This is a genomic window from Streptomyces pseudovenezuelae (genome assembly GCF_001513955.1).
Taxonomy (GTDB): domain Bacteria; phylum Actinomycetota; class Actinomycetes; order Streptomycetales; family Streptomycetaceae; genus Streptomyces; species Streptomyces pseudovenezuelae.
In genome coordinates this window covers 336980-359788 of the sequence record NZ_KQ948150.1, presented here as the reverse complement: position 1 = coordinate 359788, position 22809 = coordinate 336980, and the positions used below count along the sequence as shown (strand labels likewise).

22 protein-coding genes are annotated in these 22809 nt (G+C 71.5%); 8 read left to right on the top strand and 14 right to left on the bottom strand.

The window, feature by feature from the left end; translation table 11 throughout:
• The first annotated feature begins 144 nt into the window (after positions 1–144).
• From AQI94_RS29675 to AQI94_RS29665, 3 genes are all read left to right on the top strand, one after another.
• Entirely contained in the window at positions 145–1719 is a 1575-nt protein-coding gene (locus tag AQI94_RS29675; RefSeq protein ID WP_031058061.1) for an FAD-dependent oxidoreductase, read from the top strand.
• A 143-nt stretch (positions 1720–1862) separates the two neighbouring features.
• Positions 1863–2243 (top strand): winged helix-turn-helix transcriptional regulator, encoded by a 381-nt coding sequence (locus AQI94_RS29670; protein WP_031058064.1) that lies wholly within the window; start codon positions 1863–1865, stop codon positions 2241–2243.
• Between the two features lie 139 nt (positions 2244–2382).
• Complete coding sequence (locus AQI94_RS29665) at positions 2383–4515, top strand: SpoIIE family protein phosphatase (protein ID WP_031058067.1); 2133 nt, start codon at positions 2383–2385, stop codon at positions 4513–4515.
• 29 nt (positions 4516–4544) lie between these two features.
• Here the strand turns inward: AQI94_RS29665 and AQI94_RS29660 are convergent, their stop codons facing one another.
• Positions 4545–5396, bottom strand: a complete 852-nt coding sequence (locus AQI94_RS29660; RefSeq protein WP_225890287.1) for a LysR family transcriptional regulator — start codon at positions 5394–5396, stop codon at positions 4545–4547.
• A gap of 81 nt (positions 5397–5477) precedes the next feature.
• On the opposite strand from AQI94_RS29660, the gene AQI94_RS29655 reads away from it, so the two are divergent.
• Both AQI94_RS29655 and AQI94_RS29650 read left to right on the top strand, forming a co-directional pair.
• Positions 5478–5837 (top strand): DoxX family protein, encoded by a 360-nt coding sequence (locus AQI94_RS29655; RefSeq protein ID WP_031058072.1) that lies wholly within the window; start codon positions 5478–5480, stop codon positions 5835–5837.
• Between the two features lie 180 nt (positions 5838–6017).
• On the top strand, positions 6018–7517 hold the full coding sequence (locus AQI94_RS29650; protein WP_031058075.1) for an FG-GAP and VCBS repeat-containing protein: 1500 nt from the start codon (positions 6018–6020) through the stop codon (positions 7515–7517).
• A gap of 119 nt (positions 7518–7636) precedes the next feature.
• Here AQI94_RS29650 and AQI94_RS29645 read toward each other — a convergent pair whose 3' ends face one another.
• From AQI94_RS29645 to AQI94_RS45345, 5 genes are all read right to left on the bottom strand, one after another.
• On the bottom strand, positions 7637–7999 hold the full coding sequence (locus tag AQI94_RS29645) for a nuclear transport factor 2 family protein (protein WP_031058078.1): 363 nt from the start codon (positions 7997–7999) through the stop codon (positions 7637–7639).
• Between the two features lie 185 nt (positions 8000–8184).
• Complete coding sequence (locus AQI94_RS29640) at positions 8185–8637, bottom strand: MarR family winged helix-turn-helix transcriptional regulator (RefSeq protein WP_051832861.1); 453 nt, start codon at positions 8635–8637, stop codon at positions 8185–8187.
• Positions 8638–8813: 176 nt separating this feature from the next.
• On the bottom strand, positions 8814–9365 hold the full coding sequence (locus AQI94_RS29635) for a class I SAM-dependent methyltransferase (protein ID WP_031058091.1): 552 nt from the start codon (positions 9363–9365) through the stop codon (positions 8814–8816).
• A gap of 414 nt (positions 9366–9779) precedes the next feature.
• Positions 9780–11021: a 3-deoxy-7-phosphoheptulonate synthase gene (locus AQI94_RS29630; protein WP_062230028.1), complete on the bottom strand. Its 1242-nt coding sequence runs from the start codon at positions 11019–11021 to the stop codon at positions 9780–9782.
• A 71-nt stretch (positions 11022–11092) separates the two neighbouring features.
• Positions 11093–12598 (bottom strand): class I adenylate-forming enzyme family protein, encoded by a 1506-nt coding sequence (locus AQI94_RS45345; protein WP_031051748.1) that lies wholly within the window; start codon positions 12596–12598, stop codon positions 11093–11095.
• Between the two features lie 218 nt (positions 12599–12816).
• Here AQI94_RS45345 and AQI94_RS29620 point away from each other — a divergent pair, with 218 nt between their 5' ends.
• The 3 genes from AQI94_RS29620 (at position 12817) to AQI94_RS29610 (ending at position 16739) form a co-directional block, all read left to right on the top strand.
• The gene (locus AQI94_RS29620) at positions 12817–13728 is read left to right on the top strand and encodes an AurF N-oxygenase family protein (RefSeq protein WP_051832511.1); all 912 of its coding nucleotides are present in this window, start codon (positions 12817–12819) and stop codon (positions 13726–13728) included.
• 90 nt (positions 13729–13818) lie between these two features.
• Positions 13819–15963, top strand: coding sequence for an aminodeoxychorismate synthase component I (pabB, locus tag AQI94_RS29615; RefSeq protein ID WP_051832534.1), 2145 nt, complete (start codon positions 13819–13821; stop codon positions 15961–15963).
• A gap of 68 nt (positions 15964–16031) precedes the next feature.
• Entirely contained in the window at positions 16032–16739 is a 708-nt protein-coding gene (locus AQI94_RS29610; protein ID WP_158806321.1) for a hypothetical protein, read from the top strand.
• Here the strand turns inward: AQI94_RS29610 and AQI94_RS29605 are convergent.
• From AQI94_RS29605 to AQI94_RS29570, 8 genes are all read right to left on the bottom strand, one after another.
• Positions 16732–17547, bottom strand: coding sequence for an aminotransferase class IV (locus AQI94_RS29605; protein WP_062230027.1), 816 nt, complete (start codon positions 17545–17547; stop codon positions 16732–16734). The genes AQI94_RS29610 and AQI94_RS29605 overlap by 8 nt on opposite strands.
• Entirely contained in the window at positions 17547–18272 is a 726-nt protein-coding gene (locus AQI94_RS29600) for a 2-hydroxychromene-2-carboxylate isomerase (RefSeq protein WP_062230026.1), read from the bottom strand. The genes AQI94_RS29605 and AQI94_RS29600 overlap by 1 nt, the downstream gene beginning before the upstream one ends.
• A 17-nt stretch (positions 18273–18289) precedes the next feature.
• Positions 18290–19036, bottom strand: a complete 747-nt coding sequence (gene fabG / locus AQI94_RS29595) for a 3-oxoacyl-[acyl-carrier-protein] reductase (protein WP_031051636.1) — start codon at positions 19034–19036, stop codon at positions 18290–18292.
• Positions 19037–19077: 41 nt separating this feature from the next.
• A complete protein-coding gene (locus tag AQI94_RS29590) occupies positions 19078–20184 on the bottom strand; it encodes a beta-ketoacyl synthase N-terminal-like domain-containing protein (protein WP_031051634.1) in 1107 nt (368 codons plus the stop codon).
• A gap of 28 nt (positions 20185–20212) precedes the next feature.
• Positions 20213–21469, bottom strand: coding sequence for a beta-ketoacyl-[acyl-carrier-protein] synthase family protein (locus AQI94_RS29585; RefSeq protein ID WP_051832508.1), 1257 nt, complete (start codon positions 21467–21469; stop codon positions 20213–20215).
• A gap of 20 nt (positions 21470–21489) precedes the next feature.
• A complete protein-coding gene (locus AQI94_RS29580) occupies positions 21490–21753 on the bottom strand; it encodes an acyl carrier protein (RefSeq protein WP_031051630.1) in 264 nt (87 codons plus the stop codon).
• 84 nt (positions 21754–21837) lie between these two features.
• Entirely contained in the window at positions 21838–22269 is a 432-nt protein-coding gene (locus AQI94_RS29575) for a MaoC/PaaZ C-terminal domain-containing protein (RefSeq protein WP_031051628.1), read from the bottom strand.
• 1 nt (position 22270) lies between these two features.
• On the bottom strand, positions 22271–22783 hold the full coding sequence (locus AQI94_RS29570) for an FAS1-like dehydratase domain-containing protein (protein ID WP_063760177.1): 513 nt from the start codon (positions 22781–22783) through the stop codon (positions 22271–22273).
• Positions 22784–22809: the final 26 nt, after the last annotated feature.

Here is a 22809-nt window from a genome sequence, read left to right as displayed (position 1 = left end):
CCGCCTCGCGATTCGCGGTCGTCGACGGTCGGCGGGTGCCCTTCCAACGCGCCGGGCACGGGCCCACGGTCGTGCTCGAACGCTCCCGTGAAGTCGCCGATCAGATCGCGTCGTGCACCGCAACCCGCCCGGAAGGCACACCTCATGAAACCCCACACGCCCCTCGACGTCCTGATCATCGGCGCCGGACCGACCGGAACCGCCCTCGGGGTCGACCTCGCGCGCCGCGGCCTCGACATCCGAATCGTCAACAAGTCGGAGCACGCCTTCGACGGCTCACGGGCCAAGGGCATCCAGCCGCGCACCCTGGAGGTGCTGGAGGATCTCGAAGCGCTCGACGCCGTCCTGGCCGGCGGCTGCACGTATCCGCTCGTCGGGATTCATGTCGGTCCCCTGGCGGCTCCCTGGCGGATGATGCGCAACCGGAAGCCCAGCGCGGACGTTCCCTACCCCAACACCTGGCTGATCCCCCAGTACAGCACCGACCGCGCGCTCCACGACCGCCTCGAACAGCTCGGCCGCCACGTCGAGTTCGGGACCGGACTCACAGAACTGGCCCAGGACACCGACCTCGTCACCGCCACGGTGGCGGGTCCCGACGGGATCGAGGAGATCACCGCTCGCTATGTCGTCGGCGCCGACGGCGGCTCCAGTGCCGTCCGCAAGCAGCTCGGCATCGGCTTCACCGGGTCGACGGACGAACAGGACCGCATGATCATCGTGGATGCCGTCACCACGGGCCTGTCCCGGGACCGATGGCACATGTGGCCCCGCACCGGGGGCAGGTTCACCGGTGCCTGCCCCCTGCCCGGCAGCGACCTGTTCCAGTGGATGATCCGGCTGGAGACCGACGAGGAGCCCATGCTCGACGAGGCGGGGCTCAACGAGCGGATCCGCTCGGCCACCGGCAACCCGCGCATCACCCTCAGCGACACCCGGTGGACGTCCGTGTTCCGGCCCAACATCCGCCTCGCCGAGAGCTACGGCCAGGGACGCGTCTTCATCGCCGGCGACGCCGCCCACGTCCACCCCCCGGCCGGCGCCCAGGGGCTGAACACCGGCATCCAGGACGCCTACAACCTCGGCTGGAAGCTCGCCCAGGTCCTGGCCGGCGCCGACCCCGCGCTCCTGGACACCTACGAGGCCGAACGGATGCCGATCGCGGCCGCGGTACTGGGCCTGTCGACGAAGAAGTACGACGGCATCGCCAAGCTCGACCCGTCGAGTCTCAAGCGCGGCAAGGACGAACAGCAGCTCGCCCTCACCTACTTCGGCGGTCCCCTCGCGCCCGCCGACAGTGGCCGCACCAGGACACTGCGCGTCGGTGACCGGGCTCCGGACGCCGTACTGACCGGCCGCGACGGCGAGCGGATCAGGCTGTTCGACGCCTTCCGCGGACCGCATTTCACCGCCCTCGCCCACGGCCCCCGGGCCGCCGCCGCCCTCGACCGGCTCGAATGGCCCACGGCCGGGGCGCAGTTGAAGCGGATCGCCGTCGGCGCCCCCGCCGAACGCGCCGACCAGCTCCTCACCGACTCCGCCGGGACGCTCGGACGGGTCCACGGCCTCACCGAGGACACCCTGCTGCTCGTCCGCCCCGACGGCTACATCGGGCACATCGCGACGGAGGACATCCTCGCCGACACCCGCGCCGCCGTCGAAGCGCTGACGCCTCCCGTGGAGAGCCGCACCCAAGCCGCTCCCGGGGGCGCCGCCTGAGCCGTCGGCCGAGTCCGCCCGGTCCCAGGGCCGTGGTCTTGACGGTGTTCGCCGCCTCGGCGTGCTCTCTTGTGGTTACTCCGAAACCGTAGGAGAGTCTGCGTCGACCTGGAACAACGCACATGCAGTGACTGGGGAACCAGATGGTGACCAAGCAGTACACGGGCTCGCCCGAAGACGCGGACCTGAGGCGCGCCGACTCCCTGGCGCGAGAGATCTTCTCGGACGTCGCCAACAAGTGGGCGTTCCTGATCATCGAGGCCCTGGGGGAAGGCACCCTGCGCTTCAGCGAGTTGCGCGACGAGGTCGAGGGCGTCAGCCACAAGATGCTCACCCAGAACCTGCGCATGCTGGAGCGCTACGGCCTGGTGAAGCGCGAGGTGCACCCCACCGTGCCGCCGCGGGTCGAGTACACCCTCACCGAGCCGGGCCAGGCCCTGCGCGCCACGGTCGACGGCATGTGCGGCTGGACCCACCGGTACCTCGGCCACATCGAGGCGGCCCGCCGTCGCTTCGACGCCTGAGCCGGATTGCCGTTCCGGACGGGGTGTGGGGTCGGGTGGTCCGGGGGACCATGGAAGGCGCAGCGCCTGCAGACGCCCGCAGGCGCGCTCCGAGGCCGACGGACCCCTGTGAGGTCGGCCGGCGGAAGGAGAGCCGGCGATGGACGAAGCCGAACGGTCTTCCGGGGACGTGGCCCGGGGCCAGGCGGAAGCCCGCCGTCCCGAAGTCGAGTCGCCGCAGCCCAGCGGGCTGCTGGATCTCCTCGGGGTGGCCGCGGTGCTGCTGGACGCCGAGGGGCGGGTCGTCCTGTGGAGTCCGCAGGCCGAGGAGCTGTACGGCTACACCGCGCAGGAGGCGCTCGGGCAGTACGCCGCACACCTGCTGGTCCACACCGGGCAGTGGGAGTGGGTGATCAAGACGTTCACCGAGGTCATGGAGAACGGAAAGAGCTGGGGCGGCACCTTCCCCATCCGCTGCAAGGACGGCGCCACGCGCATGGTGGAACTGCGCAACATGCGGCTCATGGACGACCACGGCGACTTCTACGCCCTCGGGCTCGGCACCGACTCACCCCGGCTGCGCCAGGTGGAGCGGGATCTCGCGCTCTCCACCCGGCTGGTCTCCCAGTCACCCATCGGCATCGCGATCCTCGACACCGACCTCACGTACGTGTCCGTCAACCCCGCTCTCGAACGCATCCACGGCATTCCCCAGGACGAGCACATCGGCCGCCCCTACCGCGCGGTCATGAGCGCCCCGGAGTTCGAGGAGGCCGAGTCCGCGATGCGGCAGGTCCTGCGTACCGGGGTGCCGCTGCTCGACCGGGCTCCCATCGTGGGCCGCACCCGCGCCGGCCCCGAACAGCACGCCTGGGCGATCTCGGTGTACCGGCTGGAGGACACCTGGGGGCATGTGCTCGGGGTGGCCGAGCTGGTGGTGGACGTCACCGACCGCTACGAGTCGGCCAGGGAGGCCACGGAGACGCGGCGTCGCCTGGCGCTGATCGCGGATGGCGCCGCCCGCATCGGCACCACGCTGGAGGCGGACCAGACGGCACGGGAACTGGCGGACGTCATCGTCCCCGAGTTCGCCGACGTGGCCGCCGTGGACGTGCTCGACTCCGTCCTCGACGAGCACCGCCCCGCCACCCGCGACGGCCCCGCCCTGTTCCGCGCCCTCGCCGTCAAGGCGGCCTACCCCACCGAGGCCGCGAAAGCCGCGGACCCTCCTGGCCGGATCACCGCGTACGAGCCCGACCGCCTCGCCACCCGCTGCGTACGCACCGGCCGGCCCATCCTCGTCACGCACACCGGCGGGAACGACCTGTCGCACATCGCGCGCGACGAGCGCGCGGCCGTGCTGCTGGCCCGCGCCGGCGTGCACTCCTACCTGGCCGTTCCGCTCACCGCACGCGGCATGACCCTCGGCTTCCTCGGACTGACCCGGGCGCGGGACCCACGTCCCTTCGACGAGGACGACCTCGCCATCGCCGCCGAACTGGCCTCGCGCGCCGCGGTGTGCATCGACAACGCCCGCACGCACCAGCACATGCGCAACGCCGCCGCGACCCTTCAGCGCAGCCTGCTCCCGACCACCCCGCCCGACCTGCCCGGCCTGCAGGTCGCCTCCCGCTACCGGCCCGCGCAGGCCGCCTACGAGATCGGCGGCGACTGGTACGACGTCCTCCCGCTCAGCGACGACCGAACGGCGCTCGTCGTGGGCGATGTCATGGGCAGCGGCATCGAGGCCGCCGCCGCCATGGGGCGTCTGCGCACGGCCACGACCGCCTTCGCCGGCCTCAGCCTCGGCCCCGCCCAGGTCCTTGAGCAACTCGACTCGATCACCTCGGGGCTGGACCAGTACATCGCCACATGCGTCTACGCGGTCTACGATCCCCACCGCCGCGAGTGCCGCATCGCCAACGCCGGCCATCTGCCCCCCGCGCTCGTCCGCGAGGGCGGGCGCCCGCACCTCCTCGACGTGCCCACCGGAGCCCCACTCGGCGTCGGCGGCGTCCCCTTCGAAACGACCACCCTCGCCTTCGGCCCCGGCGACCGGCTCGTCCTCTACACCGACGGGCTGGTCGAAACCCGCCAGCACTCCATCGACGAACGTCTCGACAGTCTCCTGCGCCTCCTCGACACACCCGCGTCCCCGCTGGAGGAGACCTGCGACCGGCTCCTCACCGAGCTCAGACACCCGGGCGACCACGACGACGTCGCCCTGCTCATCGCCTGCGCCCAGCCCTTCGTCTCACACCACCCGGCCGTACATCGCACGCGATCGGAGTGAGGAGTGCCGGCAGCACCGGTTGCCGCGACTCAGTTGCGGTAGGCGGTGGTCGCGATCTCGACGAAGGACCGGATCAACGGGTTGGTGTCACCCGCGTTCCACACCGCCACCACTCGGCTCGGCGCCATGTCGGTCAGCGGCACGACGGCCAGCTCCGCGGGCAGGTCGTGGCCGAGGGGGGCCAGGCCGACCGTGCCGTTCCACAGCACGGCCTGAAGGCACTCCTGGACGGCGCGCACCACCGGGCCCTCGCGCGGCAGGCCGCCGTTCCAGTACGCCTGCCACACGGGGTCGGTCCCCCGCGGGAACTGGAACCAGCGGCGGTCACTCAGCTCTGTCAGCCGCAGCCCGTCGCGGCGGGCCAGCGGATCATCGGCGCGCAGGACCACGCCGACCGGATCGGACCGCAGCGCACGCACCGTCAGAGCCGTCTCGTCGAACGGCGCCCGAGTCAGGGCAACGTCGACCACTCCGGTGCGCAGCCCGCACGTCGGGTCGGTCAGATCGGCGTCGCGGACGCGGATCTCGATGCCGGGGTGACGCCGCCGGTAGGCGGCGGCCAGCCTGGACACTCCGGGGTCGGTGCCGTCCCCGAGGATGCCGACGGTGATGGTCGTGACACCGGCCGCCGCGCTCACACGGACGCGGACTCGGTCGGCATGGTCGAGCAGCGCCCGCGCCTCGTCGAGCAGCACCGTGCCCACCGGCGTGAGCGTGACACCGGCGGGCGAGCGGACGAACAACAGAGCCCCGACATCGGCCTCCAACTGCTTGATCGCCCGACTCAGCGGCGGCTGGCTCATGTGCAGTCGGGTGGCGGCCCGGCCGAAGTGGAGTTCCTCGGCGACCGCCACGAAGTAGCGCAAGGTCCGTAGCTCCACGCTGCAACCATACCCATCGGGTATCGGAGCCTCGGGACAGGTCTTGGACACCGACGAGGCACCGGCTGTGGACTCCTGGCCATGAGCATCGCCTACTGGATCGTCGCGGGACTTCTCGCCCTCTTCTACTTCTACGCGGGCACGATGAAGGTCATCCGCAGCCGCGATCAGCTCCGCCCCATGATGGCCTGGGTCGACCGCCTGCCGCTGCCCGTCGTACGGGCGCTGGGAACGGTTGAAGTACTCGGCGCGACCGGACTGCTCCTACCCCCGATGACCGGCATCGCTTCCTCGTTGGCGTCGGCCGCGGCCATCGGCTTCGTCCTCCTCCAGACAGGTGCGATCGCCGTCCACCTGACCGGCGAGGACCGCCGGATCGTCCTCAACCTCGGCCTCCTCGCCACCGCTGCCGTGACCCTCTGGCTGGCCACCGCTCTGTGATCCGGCACGGCCCGAAAAAGAACGCGCGACAGCGCGTACAACCCTTGGGCCCCCGCAGAAGTCTCTTGATCGCCAACTGTCCGTGTCCCGAAGGACAACACCCGGCAAACACGGACGGTCCGCACTCCATCGACGCGGATGCCGTCCAGGCATCCCCCGCATGCCGCAGGAGAATTCCGCATGCACCAGATACACCACCCGCGTGTGAGACTCGCCCTCGCGACGGCCGCCGCCGCCGCGATGACGGGCGGTCTGCTCACCGTCTCGGCGACGACGGCCACGGCCGCCGACTCGTTCAAGGTCACCAAGGCCGACTTCAACGGTGACGGCATAGGCGACGTCCTCGCCACCGCCGCCGGCGCCTCCGTCAGCGGCCACGCCAACGCCGGCCAGGTCGTCGCCCTCTACGGCAGCGCCGGCACCGGCGTGACCTCGGCCAAGCGCACGGTCCTCAGCCAGAACTCCGGCAGCGTGCCCGGCAGCGCCGAGGCCGGCGACTGGTTCGGCGGCGCGACGGCGTACGCCGACTTCAACGGCGACGGATACGACGACCTCGCCGTCGCCTCGCCGTACGAGAAGGTCGGCACCGACACCGACGGCGGCGCCCTCGCGATCCTGTGGGGCTCGGCGAGCGGCCTCACCGGCAAGGCGAGCGACGTACCGGACCCGGCGGCCTCCTCGCACGACAACTGGGGCCTGTCCCTTGCCGCCGGCGACTTCGACGGCGACGGCAAGGCCGACCTGGCCGTCGGCAACTCGTCCGCCACCCTCTACGTCTACAAGGGCGGCTTCAGCAGCTCCACCGGCCGGCCCGGCGGCCGCTACACCGTCAAGCCCCCGATCGCGCCCGGCACGTCCGACTTCCCGTACGGCCCGGAGCAGCTCACCGCCGGTGACGTGAACGGCGACGGCCGCACCGACCTCGTGGTCGACGGCTTCGAGACGCAGACGCAGAACGGCTGGAACACCAACTACTGGCTGCCGGGCACCGCCGACGGCCTGAGCGTCACGGGCGTCAAGACCCTCAAGCCGGGCATCGTCACCGGCATCGGTGACATCAACGGCGACGGCTACGGCGACATCGTCACCGGCGCCGACTGGGACGCCACCACCAACGACGGCCAGAGCATCCCGGACGCCGCGACCGGCGGCAAGGTCAGCATCACCTACGGCTCGGCCTCGGGCCCCGCCTCGACCACCGGCATCACCCAGAACACCGGGAACGTACCCGGCAGTTCGGAGAAGGGCGACGGCTTCGGCTGGGACCTGGACCTGGGTGACGTCAACGGCGACGGCTACCAGGACCTCGTGGTCTCCACCCCGGCGGAGGACCTCGGCAGCGTCGCCGACGCCGGCATGGTCACCGTCATGTACGGCTCGGCGAGCGGCCTCAACACCTCCACCGGACTCCAGTCCTTCGCGCAGAACACGACCGGCGTCCCCGGCACCGACGAGAAGGGCGACCTCTTCGGTGAGGACGTCAAGCTCGACGACGTCAACGGCGACGGCAAGGCGGACCTGGTCATCGGCCAGGCGGAGGACGGCGGCGACGGAGCGGTGACCTACCTGCCCTCCACCGGCACGAAGATCGGCACGACCGGCGCCCGCGCACTGTCCGTGACCTCGGTGGGCGTGTCCACCTCGGGCACCGCGCAGTTCGGCGCGCTCTTCGCCGACTAGCCCGCACCACGCTCCTTCCCGCAGGCATGACACGCCCGCCCCGGCAGGAGAGCGGCCAAGCTGCCGCAGGATGTCCCGCGGCAGCTTGGCCGGATCCGATCAGGGTGAAGGGTCGGTATTCAGACGCGCCCCGACGCCGCGGCCTTGCGGAGTTCCTCCGCGTCGTAGATCACCTCGGCCCTGACCAGTACGCCGTCGCGCACTTCGAGGAGTTCGGCGGCGGTGGTGGTGCCGGAGACGGCGGCAAGGTTCCAGGAGACGATGGCGCAGGCCTTGTCCCCGTCGACGAACTGGTGGCGTACGGTGAAATCGGTGGCGGCCGGGCCGAATTGTGCGGCCATCGCGCGGAAACCGTCGGCGGAATCGAAGTTGCCGACCGGGCCGACGAAGACGAAGTCGTCGGCGAGAGGCACGTTGGTCATGTCGCCGTCATGATTGATCCATGCGTCGTAGTACCGCTCGACGACATCTGCCGTGGTCATTCGACCAACTCCCGTAGAAGATGTGCAGGTGGCAATGGGCACGCCCGTGCGGACGACCCATTCACGTCGTTCGGAAATACTAGTGGTGCCGTGTCGAGGTCGCAGAGGATCACGGTTCCAGGGGCATGGAATTCGCCAAAAATGAGCGCCCCGTGTTTTCGCGCCACTGACGTGCGAAAGGCAGATCAACTGCCGATGCGCTGCACCAGTTCCCGCAGGTCCGGATCGGCGTTGGCCCGGTCGAAGGCCGCCGCAAGGGTCTGGAGATAGGTGGGAACGGCAGCGTCGAGGGTCTCGCGACCCGACGCGGTGATGGCCGTGAATACCCCGCGCCGGTCCTTCTCGTAATGAATACGCTCGACGAGGTCCTGTCGCTCCAGACGGGTCACCAGACGGCTGACGGAACTCTGGTTCATACCGACGGCCTCGGCCAGTGCCTGCATCCGCAGTCCCGGTCGGTCACTGCCGGAAACCCTGGCGAGCGCCTCCAGCGCCGTGTACTCGCTCAGCGACAGGCCGAACCTGTCCTGGAGTGTCTTTTCGACCAACTCGGACACCTGGGTATGGAAGGCGACGAGCTTGTTCCACGTGCCCTGCTCGGTCTGGCTGGCCTGTCGTTCCGATGCGCTCTGGCTCATGGCCACTATCCTCCTGACGCCGGAGGAGCAGCTCGCGGCAAGCACCAACACTACAACTGGCTAATGTACTCGTAAAGGTACGCGCAATCATTGCACAGGACCGCAATTGGCCGCCACCCGCTCGGCGCGACACGCCCACGGGTGGTGGCACCGGTTCCGTACGCCTGGAAACCACGCTAAGGAGACGAGCGGGCCGCCTTGGCATGGGCGACTATCTCGAAGCACTCGGCCGACGCCTGCTGGGTGGTGCCGTGCAGTCGCTGGACGTGGGCCAGATACGAATCGGCCATTCCGGGACCGAGGGCGGCACGCAGTCTCTCGCCGCCGAGTCGGGCCATGCCGGCGAGGGCCGCGTAGTGGCCCGAGTCGGCGGGGGCCTTCGCCACCGTCTCGATGGTGAAGCCGGCCGCCGTCAGCGCACTTGTCCACTGGCGTGACGCCCGGTGACCACCGGGCAGATCGGTGCCGGTGACGATCGCGATGCCCGTCTCGGGTTCCAGGACGCGCCGCCAGTCACGCACGGCGACCGGAAGCGGGGTGGAGGGCCAGAAATCGAGGGCCACGACGACATCGAAGGAGGCGGCGGGCAGGTCCAGCTCATCGAGATGTCCCACGGTGAAGTCGAGATCCGCGGCCGCGGGCACCGGTTGCGGCCGCTGCGGACCAGCGCTGCCCATGCCCTCTCTCACTCCGACGACCTGGAACTCCTTCGATTCCTGGTGCGTCATACCACGCCGGCTCAGCAACGCACCGATATCCAGAATGCGTTGGCCGGATCGCACTCCGGCCCTGGCTAATAATCCGCGGGTGTCCGCCGATTCACTGTCGGCCGATCCGCCATCCGGCTGCCGCACCAGATGACGTACACCCTGTTGTTCGATCGACTTTTGATTGGATTCATGACTGACCGGTTTCCGTACAGCCATGCACGCCCCCATCCCCGTTTTGATCAACAACCGTCCCGGTCTGAGCAATTGACGGCCTCGATCTCCGCACAAGCGTACTGCATCAGTCCGGCAACACCGATGGATTCGTCCGGTGTGAACCGTAATAGTGCAGCCTGAAACTGCTCTTGCACATAAAGTGACGAGCGCGTAGGGGACTCGACGGGAGGGGGGAACCACGCTGTGCGCGGGCTGAAGTCAGATCCGCTTCAGCTGATCAACGAAACGCTCGACGGTCTCCTTCGTCTGATCGGCATTCAGCCGGGGGTCGCAGGCCGTGAGATAGGCGCGCGGAAGATCCTTCTCGGAGATCCCGCAGCGGCCGCCGACACATTCGGTGACGTCCTCGGCGGTGCTCTCCAGGTGCAGCCCGCCGGGCCGGCCGCCTGCGCGGCACACCGCCCGGACGAACGCCTCGGTCTCGGCGACCACGGCACCCATCCGCCGGGTCTTGTGGCCACCCGCCGCCCGGACGGTGTTGCCGTGCATCGGATCGCACAGCCAGACCGGCGCGTGTCCGGCGGCGCGGACTGCCTCGACCAGTTGCGGGAGGCGTTCCTCGATCCGGTCGGCACCCATACGGGAGATCAGGACGAGCCGGCCGGGATCCCGGCCGGGATCGAGCGTGCCGGCGAGGCGCACGATCTCCCCCGGGGTCATCGCGGGGCCGACCTTGCAGCCGACCGGGTTCGACAGCCCGGCGAGGAAGCGCACATGGGCGCCGTCGGGGTGACGGGTCCGCTCCCCCGTCCAGGGCAGATGGGTCGAGGTCAGCACCCAGGCGTCCGCCTCGGCATCCCAGCGGGTCAGCGGCTCCTCGTAGTCCAGGACAAGGGCCTCGTGACTGGTCCACAGCGCAGGCAGGCCGTCACCCCAGTGCCCGCGCAGGGGCAGCCCCTCGTCCGCTGCCCGGCGCAACAGGAACAGGGTGCGCGCGGCGTGTTCGTATCCCCAGAGCATCCGGCGCGGTTCGGGACGGCGGGCGATGGCGTCCGGTGGCATGTCATTGACCAGGAAGCCGCGGAAGGCGGGCAGCGGGAGGCCGTCGATCTCCTCGGTCGGCGACGAGCGGGGCTTGGCGAACTGACCGGCGATCCGGCCCACGGCGAGCGCGGGCAGGACGAGCCGTTCCTCGACGGTCCGGGTGACGTCCCGGAACAGTTCCAGGGTGCGGCCGATGCCCGTGGGGGTCGCCGGCGCGAACGTCTCGGCGCAGTCCCCCATCTGGATCACCAGCCCTCTGCCCCAGGCCACGTCGGCCAGTCGGCGCCGCAGGGTCGCCACCTCCCGGGCGGTCACCAGCCCCGGACGCGCGGCGAGTTGGTCGCGTGCCTGGCGCAGTCGGTCGTCCTGCGGCCAGCCGGGCGGCTGACCGGCCGGCCGGCGGCGCCAGGACGCGGGATGCCACGGGGCACGGTCGCGCGGCCAGGATCCCGTCACCTGCACTTCATCACCTGTGTCCCTCGCTGGGTTCCCTGTCGTACGCCTACGGGTCGCGGGCTGCCGCGGGGTCAGTGCTCCTCCGCCATGGTGCGCAGGATCGTCTTGAGGACCTTGCCCGAGCGGTTGCGCGGCAGGCTGTCCAAGAACGTGATCAGGGGGGCGGGTTGGTGGCTCGCCAGTTCGGCGCTGAGCAACCGGGAGAGTTCGTCGGGGGTGGGGCGGGCCGCGGCCGTGACGGGAACCACGTAGGCGATCGGCACCTCGCCGTGGGCGGAGTCGCGCCGGCCCACCACCGCCGTGTCGGCCACCGCGTCGTGCGAGAGGAGCACCCGCTCGATCTCCGCGGGGTGGATGTCGCGCCCGCTGCTCGTGATCACGTCGATCTGCCGGCCGACCAGGGTGAGGTGGCCGGTCTCGTCCGTCCGGCCCAGGTCGCCGGTGTGCAGCCAGCCGTCCCGCATCGCCTCGGCGGTGGCCCGGGGCTCACCCCAGTAGCCCCGCATCAGGCTGTCGCTGCGCACGCAGATCTCGCCGTTCTCCCCGGCGGCCGCCTCCGAGCCGTCGGGGCGCCGGACGCGCACGTCGACGCCCGGCAACGGCCGGCCGGCACCGAGGACGGGCGGCACTTCGGGGGCCGTATCCGCTGACGGGTGCTCGTGCGGGGCGAGCATGGCGAAGTGACCGCCGGCCTCGGCCGCCCCGTACGCCTGGCGGAACGCGCAGCCGAAGACGCGGGCGGCGGCGCGGTAGACCTCCCAGGGAAGGGGAGCCCCGCCGTAGACGATCTCGCGGAGGCTGCCGGTGTCGTGGTCCCCGGCGCGTGCCGCGTCGGCCAGGTGCCGGAGGGATTCCGGATCGAGCCACAGGTGGGTGGCCCGGTGGCGGGCGATGGCCTCCAGCGTGCGCTGCGGAGCGGCGGCGCGCGGCAGGACGATCCGGGCGCCGGCCGCCATGTAGGCGAAGGACATGGCGACGCTGCTGTGGAACAGCGGCGCGCAGTTGACGAGGGTCGCTCCCTCGGCGGGTCCGGCCGCCGCCGACCAGGCGAGACAGACCTGCATCAGGCTCCGGTGGTCCCAGACCACTCCGCGGGCCCGGCCCGTGGTCGCGGACGTGTGCATGACGGCGAGCGGGTCGTCGGGCCGCACCAGCGGCCAAGTCCCTTGGTAGGGCGGTAGTTCCGGGGTGCCACCCCAGGGGCCGACGAGGTCCAGGACGAGGGGGACGCCGAGGTCGTGGGCCCAGCTGGCGGCCGACAGGTCGGCGACCACTGCCGACGCGTTGGTGTGCCGGGCGACCGCGGCCGCCTCCTCCGTGGGGCCCAGCGGGTCCAGGGGGACGGCCACGGCACCGATCCGGGCCAGGGCGAAGTAGGCCTCGAACACCTCGACGCGCTCCGGTGCCAGAAGCAGCACCCGGTCGCCCGGTCCCAGGCCGAGCGCGAGCAGCGCACCGGCGCGGGCGTGCACGCGCTCGTCGAGTTCGGCCCAGGTGACGGTGCCCCGGCCGTCCACCAGAGCCGTTTCCTCACCGCGCCATCGGCGGTTGCGGTCCAGGATCTGCGTCAGCCACATGCCGGGCCATCCGTTGGGCGGTCGGTCATCGAGTTCTCCCAGATCGGCTCTTCGGGCCCGAAGGGGCTTCCCCGCAAAGTATAGACCCGTACAATGTATGTATGAGTATTGATTCTTCAGAGGATCGGTCGGGGGGCGGGGCGGACAACAGCTGGGGTCAGGGGGGCGCTCCACCGGGATTACCGGCCCACGACCCGGCCCACCCCGTCGAAAGCGCCGTGATCAGCCGGTTGTCGGCCAACTGGTACCGGCGGGCGGCGGTCAAACGGCGGGAGCCGGATCTGGACGACCTGTTCGAGCCGGACCGGCCCGACTGTCCCGAGAGCCTGCTGCCCTTCCGGGACCACCCCACCTATCTCGCGCTGGACGAGGACACGAAGGCGAGGCTGCGCGCCTGGGGCTGGATCGCGTTCAACAAGAACATCCAGGACATCGAACAGCGGGTGGTCAACCCCGGTTTCGCGCTGATGGCCACGGACGCCTTCGAGACCGGTCTGGGCGAGTCGATGACCATCGCCGTGACCCAGGCGATGGTCGACGAGCAGTACCACACCCTGATGCATCTCAACGCGAGCGCGGTGACCCGCCGTCGGCGCGGCTGGGCGATGCCGGACGCCGAACTGCCGCTCGGCCACAAGGCCCGCCGCCACCAGGAGCGCCTGGCCGCCGCGGCCACACCGGCCCTGCGCGAGCTGGACACACTCGCCTACACCACGGTCGCCGAGATCTCCATCAACGCCTATCTCGACCTCGTCGCCGACGACACCGAGGTCCAGCCGATCAACCGCGTGACCGCCGACCTCCACAACCGTGACGAGTACTGCCACTCCTCCATCGCCGCCGAGATCGCCAAGGCCGCGTACACCCGGCTGGGCCCCGAGCACCGGCGCGTCTTCCTCGCCGCGCTCGCCGACGGCATGGAGGCGTTCGCCGCCAACGACTACACGACCTGGCACCGGATCGTGGAACTCACCGGCGTACCGGGCGGGCGCCGGATGCTGCAGGACGTGGCCGCGTCGGCGGCACGCCGGCGGCTGCTCCAGGACTTCAGCGGACTGCACCGGCTGTGCCAGGAGATGGAGGTCCTCGACGACGTGCCGTTCGACTGGTCGACGGTCTCCGTCGGCTGACGAGCCACCCGTCCCTCCCCTGACCCGAGTCCGACCGTCGGCGGTACCCGCAGCCGCCACCGGCGACCGTTCCGACCCTCTGAAGGGGCCATGCGCACACTGCTGATCGACAACTACGACTCCTACACCTACAACCTCTTCCAGCTCCTCGCGCAGACCTACGGCTGCGAGCCGACCGTCGTGGCCAACGACGACCCGGACTTCGACCGGCTGGACCTCGACTCCTTCGACGCGGCGGTCATCTCACCGGGCCCCGGACATCCGTCGGAGCAGCGCGACTTCGGCCACTCCCGCTCCCTGCTGCACCGCACCGACCTGCCCGTCCTCGGTGTCTGCCTGGGGCACCAGGGCATCGGGCTGCTGGCCGGCGCACAGGTGATCGGCGCCCCGGAGCCCCGCCACGGCCACCTGACCACCGTCGAGCACACCGGCCGGGACGTCTTCGCCGGTCTCCCCGACCACTTCACCGCCGTCCGCTACCACTCCCTGTGCGTCGCGGAACCGCTGCCGCCGCAGCTGGAGGTGATAGCCCGGGCGGAGGACGGCGTGATCATGGGCCTGCGCCATCGCGAACTGCCGCGCTGGGGCGTCCAGTTCCACCCCGAGTCGATCAGCACCGAGTACGGCACCGAACTGGTCGCCAACTTCAGGAGGTTGGCCCTGTCGGCGCGACCTGCACGATCCGGCCCACCCGCCCCGGCACCGCGCACCACCGCCCCTCCCCGACCTGCGGCAGCACCCCCGAACCACCCGTCGGCACCCGCCCTGCACGCCCATGTGCGGCGCCTGGAGCGGGCCGTGGACGCGGAAGCCGCGTTCACCGCCCTGCACGGCACCAGCAGCCGGGCGTTCTGGCTCGACAGCGCCCACGTGGAACCGGGCCTGTCCCGGTTCTCCTTCCTGGGCGACGCCGACGGACCCGGCGGGGAGGTGCTCACCTATCGCGTCGGCGACCCCTCGGTGATCGTGGAACCCCCGGGCGGCATCCCCTACTTGGAGAGCGGCTCCATATTCGACGTCCTGGCCGACCGCCTCGACCGCCGGGTCACCGGAACCGAGGACCTGCCGTTCGACCTCACCGGTGGCTATGTCGGCTATTTCGGCTACGAGTTGAAGGCCGACACCGGCGCGAGCAACCTCCACCGCGCACCGACACCGGACGCCATGTGGCTGCGGGCCCACCGCTTCCTGGCCGTCGACCACCTTGAGGACCGCACCTACCTGGTCGGGCTCGCCGAGCCCGAGGACGCCGCCGACACCCGCCAGTGGCTGGACCGCACGAGCGCCGTGCTCGGCACGCTTCCGGACGCCCCGGCCGCGCGTGCCCTGCCGGCTCCCGCCGACACCGACGTCACCCGCTGGCTCGCCCGGCCCCGTGAGCAGTACCTGGCCGACATCGCCGCCTCCCAACGGCAGCTGCACGCCGGCGAGAGCTACGAGATCTGCCTGACCAACAGCCTGCATCTGCCCGCGCCGGACGACGACCTGGCCTACTACCGCAGGCTGCGACGGCTCAACCCGGCACCGTACGCGGCCCTGTTGCGGCTGGGGGAGCTCTCCGTCTTCTGCTCCTCACCGGAGCGCTTCCTGCGCATCGACCGGGACCGGTCGGTCGAGAGCAAGCCGATCAAGGGAACGACCCGGCGCAGCCCGGACCCCGCCGTCGACGAGGCCCTGCGCGCCTCCCTCCAGGACGACCCCAAGACCCGCGCCGAGAACCTGATGATCGTCGACCTGCTCCGCAACGACCTGGGCCGCATCTGCACGGTCGGCAGCGTGGGTGTGCCGGCCTTCATGGCGACCGAGTCCTACACGACCGTGCACCAGCTGGTGTCCACCGTGCGGGGCACCCTGCGCCCGGAGGCGAGCGCCGTCGACTGCGTCAGGGCGTGCTTCCCCGGAGGGTCGATGACCGGCGCGCCGAAGCTGCGCACCATGGAGATCATCGATTCCCTGGAGGACCAGGCCCGCGGCATCTACTCGGGGGCCCTGGGCTTCCTCGGCTACTCCGGCACGGCGGATCTCAACATCGTCATCCGTACGGCCGTACGGTGGCGCGAGCAGCTGAGCGTGGGCGCGGGCGGCGCGATCGTACTCGACTCGCAGCCGCTGGCCGAGTACGACGAGATGCTGGTCAAGGCGGAGGCCACGCTGCGCGCCCTGCCGCTGCCGGCCGCCGACGCGCCCCGCCCCGTGGCTCCCGCCTCCCGCCCCCTGGGCGATCGCATCGGCTAGCTTGGAGCGCGAGTCCGATCCCGCCGCGCGCGGCCGCGGCACCCGTGACACTCCGACCGGAGGTGGCCTTGTCCGCCAGCGCCCAGATCACGTTGTTGGCCGCATCGGGATGGAACACCTGCGACTCCGTACGGGAGGGGGTGCGCCGGGCCGGGCTGCCGCTGCCCACGGCCACCTATCTGAAGCGGGCCTTCGACGCCGCGCACTGGCAGCGGGCGGAGCGTGCCGTGGCAGCGCTGCGGGAGCATTTCCGGGGTGCCCGCTTCGCCGACGAGGCCGTCTTCGGCCTGCTGCTGGTGCCCGACCCGGACAAGCTCGACACCCGCGGCGCGGTCGATCCGGCGATCCGCGCCGACCAGCTCGCCAAGGGCGCGGCCGACGTCGTCGACCGCGCCCTGCCGCCGGGCCGGCTGGTGGTGGATCCGGGGGCCGACTGGACTCTGGTGGCCACGGTGACCGGTCCGGTGGGACTGCACTTCGGCAGCTACGACGACATCCGGGCGGCCGACGCCTCGGCGTTCACGGTCGACGGCGTCGACACCCGAGATCTGATGACCCGCCAGATCTGGGGGGCGCGCGTGCTGCAGTCCGGGTCGGAACTGCCGGACTGCGAGGTCGGCGGCGGCTGGACGTTCACCCTGTTCCCCGGAGAGGAGCAGGTCGGCGGGAAGGCCGCCTCGGGCACGGTCCTGCACGACAAGGTGCGTTTCCGGCTGGGCCGCAGTGACCGCGGCATCGCGGTGGTCCGGGTGTGTCCCGCGCTGGTGGTCAGCTGATCAGCGGCCCGGCAAGGCGTTGCAGACGGGCGTGCCACCGCGCCGCCCGTGCCGCCGGGCCGGCCGTGACGCCGGTTCCGGTCCAGGCGGTGACGGGCCGGATGCCGTGCAGCGCGTTGACGGCCCACACCTCCAGCCCGTCGAGGTCATGGGGTGTGGGCGACTCGAACGCGACCTGGACTCCCGACTCCTCTGCCATGCACAGCAGTTGACCGCGCGTCACCCCGGGCAGCACGTCGGGGCCGTCGGGCGGGGCGTGCAGGGTGCCGTCGCGCCACCACAGGATGCTGGTGGTGCCGCCCTCGCGCACGCGCCCGTCGGCAGAGAGCAGCACGGCCTCGTCGGCTCCCGCGTCCGCGGCCGCCTGCCGCAGCCGGGCGAGGTAGGCGAGATCGGGGCCCTTGACCGCGGGCCGGGTGCGCCGGTCGGGTTCCGGCGGCACCCAGAGGCGAACGGTCTCACCGCGGGATGGCGCGGGCCTGACCCACAGCCGGAAGCAAGGGCCGCTCTTGCCGTCGACGAGTTCCAGGCGGGGGAACCAACGCCCCGTCAGCGGGAGTTGGGGCAGCGCCTGCCCCACGAACGCGGTGGTGTGCGAACCCGGCACGGACCGCACCGACGCGCAGGCCGCGCGGAACCTCTCGATGTGCGCCCCGAGGGCCCTGGTGCGTCCGTCCTCCACCAGCCAGGAATCCGCGACGAGGACCGGCGCCCGCTCCCCCGCTGCCGAATCCCCGGCAACCGGACCGAAACCCCGGCCCGGACCGGCCCACCGCAGATGCCGGGCGGCCGACGGGGCGGCGGGCATCAGCCGCAGCCGCCCGCGTGCCCGTGGTCGCTGGAGTGCGCGCCGAACGCCGCCGCGGCGACCGGCGGCGCGCTCTCGGCCGGCGCCCCCGGCCGCGGTTGCCCGGTCGGCTCCCCCAGTGCGGTGAGGAAGTCCGTGAGCCGGTCCACGCCCCAGAACTTCTGACGGCGGTGGATGAAGAAGGGCACCCCGAAGACGTCGTCGCGGTGGATGTCGAGCAGTGCCCGGGTCCCCTCCGCGCGGATCCCGTCGTCGTCCGCGGCGTGCTCGGCGGCATCGGCGGACACGCCGACGTCGGCGGCAAGGCGACCGATGGTCGCGCGGTCGGAGATGTCCAGGCCCTCCTGCCAGCGGGCGCGGTACACGCGCTCGGCGAACGCGAGTCCCCGTCCCTCGGCGGCGGCCACCAGATAGGCCAGGTGGGAGGCTTCCCACCAGGGGTCCACGTCCTGGGGCCAGGTGACCGTCAGTCCGCGCCGGGCGGCCAGCCGCCGCACGTCCCCGAGCATGTACAGGTGCTTCTCACGTGACATCGGGGTGTAGGGGAAGCGGCCGCCGGCCTCGGCGAGCAGGTGCTCGCTGGGCGCGTCGGGCTCCCAGAACGGCCGCCACTCCAGGCTCTCCACCACCTGCGGATGATGAGTGGTGAGGTCGTGGAAGGCCAGCCAGGAGTAGGGACTGCGGAAGGAGAAGTAGATACGGGGGCGGCGCGGTGTCGGCGCCATGACGCACTCCTCGTACGCTAGATGGTGATCCCGCCGTCGACCTGTACGACGGCTCCGGTGATGTAGGAGGCCCGGTCCGAGGCGAGGAACGCGACCAGTCCTGCGACCTCCTCCACCGTCCCGAACCGGCCCAACGGCACGCTGTCGACGGCCCGTTGGTGTTCGCGCTCGCGCAGCACGGCCGTCATGTCGGTGTCGATGTACCCGGGGGCCACGACGTTCGCCCGGATACCGAAGCCGCCCACCTCCTTGGCCAGGGCCCGGGTGAATCCGATGATTCCGGCCTTGGAGGCGGAGTAGTTGGTCTGGCGCGCGTTGCCGTACACGCCCGAGACGGAGGACAGGGTGAGGACGACGCCGCGCCGGCGCTTCATCATCCCCATGATCACCGCGTGACAGACGGTGAAGGTGCCGTCCAGGTTGATCCGCAGCACCTGCCTCCAGTCCTCCTCGCTCATGGTCACCAGGGGGTTGTCGCGGGTGACGCCGGCGGAGGTGACGAGCACGTCGACGGGCCCGAGCTGCTCCTCGACGTCGTGGACCAGGGCCCGTACGTCGTCCGCGTCCGTCACGTCCGTGGGGCGGGCCAGGACCCGGGCGCCGAGTTCCTCGGCCTCCTTCGCGGCCTCCTGGGCCGCGTCACCGCGGGCGCGATAGCAGAAGGCCACGTCGTGTCCGTCGCGGGCCAGTTCGCGGACTACGGCACGGCCGATGCCGCGGGAGCCGCCGGTCACCAGGGCGACGGGCCGCCGGTCGTGGTCCATGGAGGGTTCCTCTCGTGAGCGGTGTATCGGTCCGCGGTCGTTCAGGCCAGGCGCAGCACGGCGCAGCCGACCACGCCGTCGGGGTCGGCGGTGGTGACCAGTGCGGCGCGCCCGGCCGCCGCCGGGTCGCCCTCGGCGCTCGCCAGGAGGGTGGCGATCTGGAAGGCCGCGGACGCGGCGTTGGTGTCGCCGAGCAGGTCGGTGCAGGACAGCCGGATCGGGTCGTGGGCGCCAAGCACCTCGGCGAGCGCGGTGCTTTCCTGGGCGCCGTACGGTCCGGGGGTGCCGGCCGGGGCGAGGGCCCACACGTCCTCGGCGCTGAGTCCGGCCCGGTGCAGGGCGCGGCGCAGACAGTCGGCGAGTACCGGGCCGGTGTTCTTCTCGTCGGCGGGCAGGGCGATCTCCACGGCGGCCACCTCGGCGAGGACGGGCCGGCCGGCCGCCGGGTCGGTGCCCGTCTCCAGCAGGAGGACCGCGCACCCCTCGCCGGTCAGTGCCGCCCGGGAGGCGTCCCCGGGGTCCTGTTCGGGGCGGGCGTGCCACTCCAGCCAGGCGCGTTCCGCGGAGAACTCCTCGACCGCGCCGCACACGACGGAACGGGCGTGGCCGCAGCGCTGGAGCCGCTGGGCGTGGTTGAGGGCGAGCAGGGCGGAGGCGCGGCCTCCCGCGATGGTCACGTTGGGCCCGCGGAGGCCGTGCCGGATCGCCGATTGCCCGGCGGCGCAGTTCATGACGGTGTTGGGGAAGCGGGCGGGGTCGACCAGATAGGGGCGGTCCTGGGTCAGCGAGTCGCGGGTGAAGGCCATGATGCTGCTCACGCTGCCGTTCGAGGTGCCGAGCACGAGGCCGGTGTCCTCGTCGAGCCCGGGGATGCGTCCGCCTTCTCCGTCGTCGAGCAGCCGGCCCACCGCGGCGACGGCGAGGCCGGTGACCCGGTCCATCGACCGGGTGCCCTTGCGGCCGAGCAACTCGCGCGGGTCCGCGCCGGGCACCAGGCACGCCCGGTCGACGGGTGCGGGCCAGCGCTCGGGATCCAGGGCGGTGACGACGGGCTGCCGCGACCGGACGCCGGCGCTGAACGTCTCCCGTCCGATGCCGAACGCGGACACCGCCGACCAGGCCGTGATGACCGGTCCCGAGGTGTTCATCGCCCACCCCCGAGCGTCGTGACGGCGTTCATGCCGCTCCCCTCTCGGCCGCCTGCGCGCCGCCGACGCCGTCGGGCTCGTGACGGCCCAGGATCAGCACGGCGTTGTTGCCGCCGAAGGCCAGCGCGTTGTTCTGCACCACGCGCAGATCGGCGTCGACGGCCTGGTTGGGCACGCAGTCGATGTCGCACTCCGGGTCGGTCCGGACATGGTTGATGGTGGGCGGGATGAAGCCCTCGCGCAGGGCCAGCGTGCAGGCGATCGCGGCCAGGGCGCTGGCCGCGCCCATGGTGTGGCCGATCATCGACTTGATGGAGACCATGCGGGGCGGCCGGCCGCCGAAGACCTGACGGATCGCGCGGGCCTCGCTGACGTCGTTGGCCTTGGTGCCGGTGCCGTGCGCCGAGATCAGGTCGACGTCGTCGGCGCTGACGCCCGCGTTCTCGTGGGCCAGCCGTACACAGCGGGCGAAGCTGTCCTCGTTGGGTGCGACCGGGTGGTCGGCATCGCAGTTCAGTCCGTAGCCCAGCACCTCGGCGTGGATGCGGGCGCCGCGGGCGAGCGCCGACTCCAGGCTCTCCAGGAGCATCATTCCGGCGCCCTCGCCGGTGAGGATGCCCTTGCGGTCGAGGTCGAAAGGCTGGCAGCGCTCAGGGGCGATGGTGCCCAGCCGGTAGAAGCCGGCGAAGGTCTTCAGGCACACGGCGTCCGCGCCACCGGACAGCGCGAAGTCGAACTCCCCGCTGCGGACGGCGTCGTAGCCGTAGCCGATGGCGTAGTTCCCGGCCGCGCACGCGGTCGGCAGGGTCACGGCCTCGACGTTGACCAGCCCCAGTTCCCGGGCCGCCGCCACCGACAGCCGGCCGGCCGGGACCCGGCGGGCCACCACGGGGTCCATGCGTGCGGCCCCGAGTTCCACCTCCTGCTGCACCAGCCGGTCGAGGTCGCGGGACTCGCCGTCGGTGGTGCCGACGGAGACCAGGGAGCGGGCCGCGCGCAGGTCCTCGACGGGCAGGGCCGCGTCCTCCACCGCCATGCGCGCCGCCGCGGCGGCGAAGTGGCTGGCGCGGCCGTACTCGGCGGACGGCAGCCGGGTGACGAAGCGCTCCGCGTCGAAGTCGGTGATCTCGCACCCCTGGGAGTGCTCGAACCCGCTCGCGTCGAAGGAGGTGATGGGGGCGGCGCCGCTGCGCCCGGCGCGCAGCCCGGCGAGGAACTCTCCGGCGCCGATCCCGATGCTGGTCACCGCGCCGAGACCGGTGACGACGACCCTTCGCGGTGTCATGGACGACAGCACCGGGGCGCCTACTGCCGGACCGCTATGGCTTCGGCCACCACTTCGTACACGCTCTCCAGGTTCACCATGCGGGCGAGTTCCTGCTGGGCGATGGTGATCTTGTAGGTCTTCTCCAGGGAGGCGAGGATCTCGATGGCGAGCAGGGAGTCGGCCTCGTGGTCCTCCTTGAACCGGCTGGTGCGCGTCATGTCCTCGGGTTCGAGTTCGAGGATGTCGGCCACGAGCTCCTTGATCTCGTTCTCCCGCTCCGCGGTGATCTCCGTGCTGGTCATGTGCGTGTGCTCCTCCTGTCGGATCCGCCGCCGCGTCGGCGGCCGTGCGGGTGCGGCTGCCGGCCGGTGCCCGGCGGTCCGCGGTCAGGCAAGCCGTACGACGGCTCGCGCCCCGGACATCACCTCCAGTCCCTCGAAGCGTGCGCGCAGTCGGATCTGGGCCCGGTTCCCGTCCAGCAGCCGCTCGACGGCTCCGCTGATCCGGACGGTCGCCCCGATGTCGTCGTCGGGCACGACGACCGGCCGGGTGAAGCGGCGCACGCTGTACTCGACCAGGGCCGAGGGGTCGCCGACCCAGTCGGTGAGGACGCGTACGGCGGCGGCGATGGTGTAGGTGCCGTGCGCGATGACGTCGGGCAGGCCCACGGACTTGGCGACCCGCTCGTTCCAGTGCGTCATGGTGTAGTCCGAGCAGGCCCCGCAGTAGCGGAGCAGGTCGATCCGCTGCACGGTGATGTCGCGGGCGGGCATCTCGGTGCCGACCTCGACGTCGGCGTAGGCGATCCGGGCGGCCACGTCACACCTCCTGGGTCTGGAGCTCGGGAGCGGGTGCGGGCGCGGTGGGGGTCTGCCGGGGCAGGGCGGCCGTGCCGCGGGAGAGGATCGTGTTGACCACGGTGCACACGTGTTCGCCGTCCACGGTGCTGATCCGATGGGTCATCACCCACTGCTCGTGCTCGCCCATGACGCTCATGTCGTCGACGGTGGTGCTCTGGACGAGCCGGTCGCCCGGCCTGATCGGCCGCTGGTGCTCGACCCGTTGGGCCCGGTGCACGCACACCGGTTCCTTGCGCTTGCCGAACTCCGGGTCGTACAGCGGCCAGCCGCCGAAGCGGAAGAAGAGCATGACGGCGAAGGAGGGCGGCGCGATCACGTCCGGGTGACCGAGCGCCCGCGCGGCCTCGGGGTCGAGGTAGACGGGATGGGTGTCGCCGGTGGCGACCGCGTAGTCGCGGATCTTCTCCCGGCTGACTTCGTACACCTCGTCCGGCGCGTGCGTACGCCCGACGAAGTCGTGGTTCAGTGCCATGGTCGCCCCTTGCTGTGCGCTGTCGT